Below are 6838 nucleotides of genomic sequence, written 5' to 3'. Positions count from 1 at the left end.
AGACCGCACGAATATAACGGTGGGTTACCCCCAAACGAATCGGAAAATCGATACTGGAAAAACTCTAACTCGGTGGCCAGTTTTTGTTGACCACTTCACGCCTTCTCATTCAGGCCACGGATAATGGTGGTGTACAGACCATCCTGCGTGCTCAGTGACGGCGGGAATGATGTTTCAATCGGACGAACAACGACCACGCCAGAATTCAGATCGGTGTGCTCATTCAGGAGATCGATTTGCCAGTCAACAAAGGCGCGCAGGAAGTTACCTTCACCAAACTGAATGATACGTTCTGGATACTGTGCACCGGGAATATCGCGACGATTTAGTGTTTTCACAATGGGTTCCCTTCTGATTAGTCATACAAGCCGTTTAAATTGGTACGACATGTTAGTAAACTTTAATACGCCGACCCCCTGTTTTGATCAACTCCTGATGATTAATGAGCAGTTTTATGAGAAAAGTGTGGCGCGGATCATGGTTTAATCGAGGAAATACGCCTTTTCCTGGATCATAAAGTGGTAGAACACATTGCATTCAAATCGCGCGGAATGAATAAAGATGTCAGACAACTTCCTCACCGTAACGCATAGTGCTGGTACGGTTGCGCCCATCTTTCTTCGAGCGATACAGACACGTATCGGCTTCGACCATCAATTTATTAAAATCATCGGTCAGCGTTCGGTACGATGCGCGACCACTACCGACGCCAATACTTACCGTGAGATAAAGCGTTTTTTGTTGCCAGGTGAATGGTTGCAGTTCAACGCCTTTACGGATTTTTTCCGCCATTAGCAGACCATCGACAGGATTCACCGACGGCACTGCAACAGCAAATTCTTCGCCGCCCATGCGCGCCACCAGCCCCTTATCACCGACAATCTTCTGAATATGCCGGGCAAACACGCTTAACACTTTATCGCCACATTCATGTCCATAGTTATCGTTAATGCTTTTGAAATAGTCGATATCAAGCAGCATGACCGTCAGATGTTGTGTCTGTTTCAGCGATGGACTTTTCAGCGCCTCATAAAGACCGGACCGTGAGTAAACCTGAGTCAGAAAATCAAAGTCGGCTCGCAGCGCAACTTGCTTCATTAGCGAATTGATCGCTGCCACGCTAAAAGAAACCATAATTGGGCATATCGCCATCGTGGCAATACCGAGACGTGCGGAGAACATTTCCGGAATGGAGAACGGCGAACCGACCGAGATATCAATCACCGAATTTGCCACCAGTACGATTTCCACCGCACCGGTGACAAAGGTCAACAGACATGTTACCTGCGGCGTATAGCGCACTGCACACCAGATTAATGCAGGCAGCGGGAACGCCAGACTCCCCGCTCCGCCAATGACTACCGAGGCAATAACCGACACAATAAGCGCGATGGCGGGCATCATCTGTTCTGCTTTAAAGCGCGGCAGCACTCCAGGAATAGCCAACGTCAGCATACAAGGCACGATCAACACGCCCGTTGAGAATTGCTCACTGAACCAGTCCGCAAGCAAAGGCCAGAAATCCAGACTATCAATACTGACCGAACCAATCGCCCCGACAATAGCGCATAATAATGCGGCAATCAGACAGTAATTAAATAGCCGTAAGGCACTTACTGGCTCATACTTATTTTTCCCCAGACGCTTATCCCGCACGACCAGTAAGGCGACGGTAACAATAAACATCATATTGGAGAAATTGATAACCAGTGAAACCAGTCCCCATTCGGTGGTTATGGCATCATAAACCAGCATCGCCACATAACTGATCGCATAGTAATGCAGTCGATTAAGCCAGACATAGCGGGCAAACACCCCCGCCATTACGCCATTCAGCGGCCAGAAAAGAGAAAGTTCGTGAACCAGCCGTAACTCTGCAACAATAAAATAGAACAGCGTGGTTAGCGCAAAAATAGCGATGCTATTACGTAGCAGATGACCTTCCTGGAACAAACGGAAAGTTGAAATGGGGTGTACATGCATTAATTATCTGTCCATACAATTGCGGGTGGCAATTATCTCAACGTAATAAGTAAATTCTCATAAAGGATAGCATGTTCGCTAACAGCGGCGGCAAATAAAGGTACCCTGGGAATGCTATTTTATCGTTTTCCGCAATTCTCATGGCTGATTCATCTGTACAACCAGCCAGTGATAGATTACCGCCACGATATAACGTTGTTGTTCTTCGCTTAACGAAACACCCTGCGGAATGTTATGCCACTTAGCCAGACAACCGCGACAGCAGGTCGCGGTGGCGTGCTGAGCGATAAACACCGGATGCCCGCGCATGGGTGTTTGCTTACCGTCATTAGCCGGTAATGCCGGAGCAAGACGTTTAGCGACAAAATCCGCCGCATGTTGTTCGATGACTGGCGCGCCTTTCTCCAGGCAATACTGACGCTCTTTCATGCCCAGACGAAAGCGAGAGCGAAATTTTGAACGGGATAAACGCGCGAAGAGTGGATCGAGAGACTGCATTAATAAACCGAACGCCCTAACTGTTTCGTCAATTGTTCAAGGACGGCGATACCCGCAAGCGAGTTACCTGCATCATCCAGTTCCGGACTCCAGACAGCGATGGCCATTTCATGCGGAACAATCGCCACAATACCGCCACCAACGCCAGATTTCGCCGGTAGCCCCACCCGCCAGGCAAACTCCCCCGCGTTCTGGTACATACCACTGGTCGCCATCAGCGCGTTAATTTGCCGCGCCTGCATTGGCGTCACCACAGGTTCATCAATATGAATAGCTTTCCCCTGATTAGCCAGAAAGACAAACGTCCGGGCCAGCTCTACACAGCTCATTTTCAGAGCGCAGTAATGAAAGTAGTTTTGCAGAACGGTTGTCACGTCATGATGGAAATTGCCAAACGACTTCATCAGCCAGGCGATAGCCGCATTTCGCGCGGAATGTTCAAATTCGGAACGCGCTACCACCGTATCGTATGAAATATCAGACACACCGCTTAAGCCGCGCACGACTTCCAGCATACGTTGCCGTGGTGCGCTTAATCGCCCTTGCAACATATCGCAGACCACCAGCGCACCAGCATTAATAAACGGATTACGCGGAATACCCTGCTCCATTTCCAGTTGCACTAAAGAATTGAACGGTGATCCAGACGGATCTTTGCCGACGCGTTGCCAGATTTCCTCTTCGGAGTAATGACGCATGGCGACAACGAGACTCAGCACTTTGGAAATAGACTGAATGGAAAAACGTTCTTGCGCGTCTCCGGCCTGAAAAAGCTGTCCGTCAACGGTACAGATAGCAATGCCCAATCGGGAACCGTCTACTGTAGCCAGCGCCGGAATATAATCCGCGACTTTACCCTGACCAATGAGCGGCCGCACTTGCCGCAAGATGTTTTCTAAAATTGCATTATCCATGGCGACTGCCACTTTCTACTCCTGGACCGCAGGTCTGAAAAGACCTGCGAGTATATCAGAGCTGAATATGTCGCGTCAGATCCGGTCTTTCCACACCGTCTGGATATTACAGAATTCGTGTAAGCCGAAATGGGAAAGCTCACGACCAAAGCCACTCTTTTTCACGCCACCAAAGGCCACTCGCGCGTCGCTGGCACAATAACCATTGATAAACACCCCACCGCATTCCAGACGTGCCGCCATCTGTCTGGCCTGTGTTTCGTCGGTGGTAAAAATGGTCGCTGAAAGGCCGAACTCACTATCATTAGCCAGTTCCAGCGCATGTTCTGCATCTTTCGCAACGGTGATTGCCGCAACAGGGCCAAACATTTCTTCCCGAAACGCGGTCATTTCTGGGGTAACATTCGCCAGAACCGTTGGCGGATAGTAGTTACCTGCCCCAGCCATCTTTTCCCCGCCCAGTAACAAACGCGCACCCTGCGCCAGGGTTTTCTCCACCTGATGATGCAGCTCATCACGTAAATCAAAACGAGCCATTGGTCCGAGAGCGTTCTCTTCATCACGGGGATCGCCCATTTTCAAGGCTGCCGCAGCTGCCACAAAACGTTCGGTAAATGCAGAAGCAATTCCCTCTTCGATAATAAAGCGTTTTGCCGCTGCACAAACCTGTCCGGTATTCTGATAACGTCCGGCTACCGCCGCTTTAACCGCCAGTTCCAGATCGGCATCGTTAAGCACAATAAATGGATCCGAACCGCCCAGTTCCAGTACGCATTTTTTCAGTGCCGCTCCAGCCTGTGCGCCAATAGCCGCTCCCGCACGAACACTTCCGGTCACCGTGACAGCAGCAATGCGCGAATCTTTAATCATTTGACTGACACCGTCGTTGTCGGCATTCAGCCAGCCATATACGCCTTGCGGGATTCCCGCATCTTTAAACACCTGGGCAATGAGCTGAGCACAGCCCATCACATTCGGCGCATGTTTAAGTAAGTAGCCGTTACCTGCAAGAATGATAGGAACCGCGCCACGCATCACCTGCCATAACGGAAAGTTCCACGGCATAATCGCCAGAATCGTCCCCAACGGTCGATACTCAATAACTGCCTGCTGATTTTCCACCAGCGTAGGTTCCGCCTTCAGCATTGCCGGACCATGTTCTGCATACCAGTCACACAAATTCGCCGATTTCGCCACTTCAGCGCGCGCCTGATTGATTGGTTTGCCCATTTCACGGGTGATCATTTGCGCCATTTCTTCGCTACGGGCGCGCAGAGCCTTACCGATACCACGCAGTTTTTCAGCACGATAATCTATATTTGTCTCGCGCCAGTCGCGAAAGCCTGCTGCCGCCAGCTGAAGTGCGTTTTCGATATCGTTAGCGCCAGCCCACGGCAGCACAGAAAGTTGTTCACCCGTGGCAGGATTTATCGAAATTGCATGAGTTGCCGGAGTAATGGTCATCGGGGTATCTCCTTTATGAGTCATGGTATGAAGATACGCAGATTTACTCTTGCTTTAAAATGAATAATATTAAGCCACTTATTCACGAATCGAGAATATTATGGATCTGACCCAACTGGAGATGTTCAACGCGGTTGCCGAAGCTGGCAGCATAACCCAGGCAGCAGCAATAGTGCTTCGCGTGCCGTCGAATCTCACTACCCGTCTACGCCAGCTGGAAACAGAACTGGGGGTAGATCTGTTTATTCGCGAGAATCAGCGTTTACGTCTCTCTCCTGCCGGGCATAACTTTTTACGCTATAGCCAACAAATTCTCGCGTTAGTGGATGAAGCGCGGAGCGTTGTCGCTGGCGATGAGCCGCAAGGTTTATTTTCTCTTGGTTCGCTGGAAAGCACCGCAGCAGTGCGCATTCCGGCCACGCTGGCGGAATTCAACCATCGTTATCCCAAAATTCAGTTTTCACTTTCCACCGGCCCTTCCGGCACTATGCTGGAAGGAGTGCTGGAGGGAAAACTGAATGCGGCATTTATTGATGGGCCCATTAACCATACTGCCATTGACGGGATACCGGTATACCGCGAGGAGCTGATGATCGTCACGCCACAAGGTCATGCGCCAGTAATCCGCGCCAGTCAGGTTAACGGCAGTAACATTTATGCCTTCCGCGCCAATTGTTCGTATCGTCGCCACTTCGAGAGCTGGTTTCATGCTGACGGTGCCGCTCCGGGAACTATTCACGAGATGGAGTCGTATCACGGGATGTTGGCCTGTGTGGTCGCAGGAGCAGGCATTGCGCTTATTCCACGCTCTATGCTGGAAAGTATGCCGGGGCATCACCAGGTTGAAGCGTGGCCGTTAGCTGAGCAATGGCGTTGGTTAACAACCTGGCTGGTCTGGCGTCGTGGTGCGAAAACGCGTCCGCTTGAGGCATTTATTCAACTACTGGATGTGCCTGACTCGGCAAAACAGGGTTACCAATGAGCTATTTTTGATAGTTCTTGCAGCTCAAATGCCCTATATAGTGATGTTCCGATGACTTATGACTATATGGGGCAAATATGGTTACGCCAGTAAGCATCAGTAATTACATATCTCTTCCTGATGATTTTCCCGTACGTAATATTGCACCTCAGGTAAAAGAAGTTTTAAAGAATTTTATTGATGCACTCAGTACCATAATATGTGATGAAGAGTGGCGCACGTCTTTAAACACCAACTCAGCCACAAAAAAGATATTTAACAACCTTGATAACTTATCATATATTCAGAGGACTTCTTTTCGGGGTAACGACACACTATACAATGAAAAGGTTCAGTTTAAACTCACTTATCCCGTCAAGAATGGAAGACACAAAGAAAATATTGAATTTCAGGTAGTAATAAATTTAAGCCCTATTTATTTAGATAATTTTCGCCATGATGGAGAAATTAATATTTTTGCGCTCCCAACCCAAAGCCTGTCACTATGGGGCGCGTATTTCACACCGGCGTCGAGCGTGTGCTCTTTCTGTTTCTGAATGATTTTATTGAACAATTTACAATGATCCACCTTGGCGTCCCCATCAAAAAAGCGCATACACCACATAGGTGATGCTGCCAACTTACTGATTTAGTGTATGATGGTGTTTTTGAGGTGCTCCAGTGGCTTCTGTTTCTATCAGCTGTCCCTCCTGTTCAGCTACTGACGGGGTGGTGCGTAACGGCAAAAGCACTGCCGGACATCAGCGCTATCTCTGCTCTCACTGCCGTAAAACATGGCAACTGCAGTTCACTTACACCGCTTCTCAACCCGGTACGCACCAGAAAATTATTGATATGGCCATGAATGGCGTTGGATGCCGGGCAACTGCACGCATTATGGGCGTTAGCCTCAACACGATTTTACGTCACTTAAAAAACTCAGGCCGCAGTCGGTAACCTCGCGCATACAGCCGGGCAGTGACGTCATCGTCTGCGCGGAAATGGACGAACAGTGGGG

General features: G+C 49.4%; 5 protein-coding genes and 3 pseudogenes. 3 read left to right on the top strand and 5 right to left on the bottom strand.

The features are described 5' to 3' along the window. Positions 1–101: 101 nt before the first annotated feature. From BGK49_RS07380 to sad, 5 genes and pseudogenes are all read right to left on the bottom strand, one after another. Positions 102–338 (bottom strand): annotated as a pseudogene (locus BGK49_RS07380) (mannitol dehydrogenase family protein); the annotation flags it as partial. A gap of 226 nt (positions 339–564) precedes the next feature. Next, entirely contained in the window at positions 565–1983 is a 1419-nt protein-coding gene (locus tag BGK49_RS07375; RefSeq protein WP_000558057.1) for a sensor domain-containing diguanylate cyclase, read from the bottom strand. Positions 1984–2121: 138 nt separating this feature from the next. Beyond that, positions 2122–2481: a DUF4186 domain-containing protein gene (locus BGK49_RS07370; protein WP_001191027.1), complete on the bottom strand. Its 360-nt coding sequence runs from the start codon at positions 2479–2481 to the stop codon at positions 2122–2124. After that, on the bottom strand, positions 2481–3407 hold the full coding sequence (glsB, locus tag BGK49_RS07365) for a glutaminase B (protein WP_000257409.1): 927 nt from the start codon (positions 3405–3407) through the stop codon (positions 2481–2483). Before glsB ends, BGK49_RS07370 begins: the two co-directional genes overlap by 1 nt. Positions 3408–3470: 63 nt before the next feature. Then, entirely contained in the window at positions 3471–4859 is a 1389-nt protein-coding gene (sad, locus tag BGK49_RS07360) for a succinate-semialdehyde dehydrogenase (RefSeq protein ID WP_001296740.1), read from the bottom strand. A gap of 100 nt (positions 4860–4959) precedes the next feature. Between sad and ptrR the strand changes: the two genes are divergently transcribed. The 3 genes and pseudogenes from ptrR to BGK49_RS07345 all read left to right on the top strand — a co-directional run. Next, positions 4960–5841: a putrescine utilization regulator PtrR gene (gene ptrR, locus BGK49_RS07355; RefSeq protein WP_000366480.1), complete on the top strand. Its 882-nt coding sequence runs from the start codon at positions 4960–4962 to the stop codon at positions 5839–5841. A 77-nt stretch (positions 5842–5918) separates the two neighbouring features. After that, a pseudogene (gene yneK / locus BGK49_RS07350) lies at positions 5919–6451 on the top strand (putative protein YneK). A gap of 50 nt (positions 6452–6501) precedes the next feature. Next, positions 6502–6838: pseudogene (locus BGK49_RS07345) on the top strand (IS1-like element IS1A family transposase); the annotation flags it as partial.

It is taken from the genome of Shigella sp. FC1544 (genome assembly GCF_001722145.1).
Classification (GTDB): Bacteria; Pseudomonadota; Gammaproteobacteria; order Enterobacterales; family Enterobacteriaceae; genus Escherichia; species Escherichia coli.
This window is presented reverse-complemented; position numbering and strand designations above follow the sequence as displayed.

What these genes read in the sequence shown, in the direction of transcription:
- BGK49_RS07370 (WP_001191027.1), bottom strand. Translation starts at nt 2,481, where the DNA reads ATGCAGTCTCTCGATCCACTCTTCGCGCGTTTATCCCGTTCAAAATTT.
- ptrR (WP_000366480.1), top strand. Translation starts at nt 4,960, where the DNA reads ATGGATCTGACCCAACTGGAGATGTTCAACGCGGTTGCCGAAGCTGGC.
- sad (WP_001296740.1), bottom strand. Translation starts at nt 4,859, where the DNA reads ATGACCATTACTCCGGCAACTCATGCAATTTCGATAAATCCTGCCACG.
- BGK49_RS07375 (WP_000558057.1), bottom strand. Translation starts at nt 1,983, where the DNA reads ATGCATGTACACCCCATTTCAACTTTCCGTTTGTTCCAGGAAGGTCAT.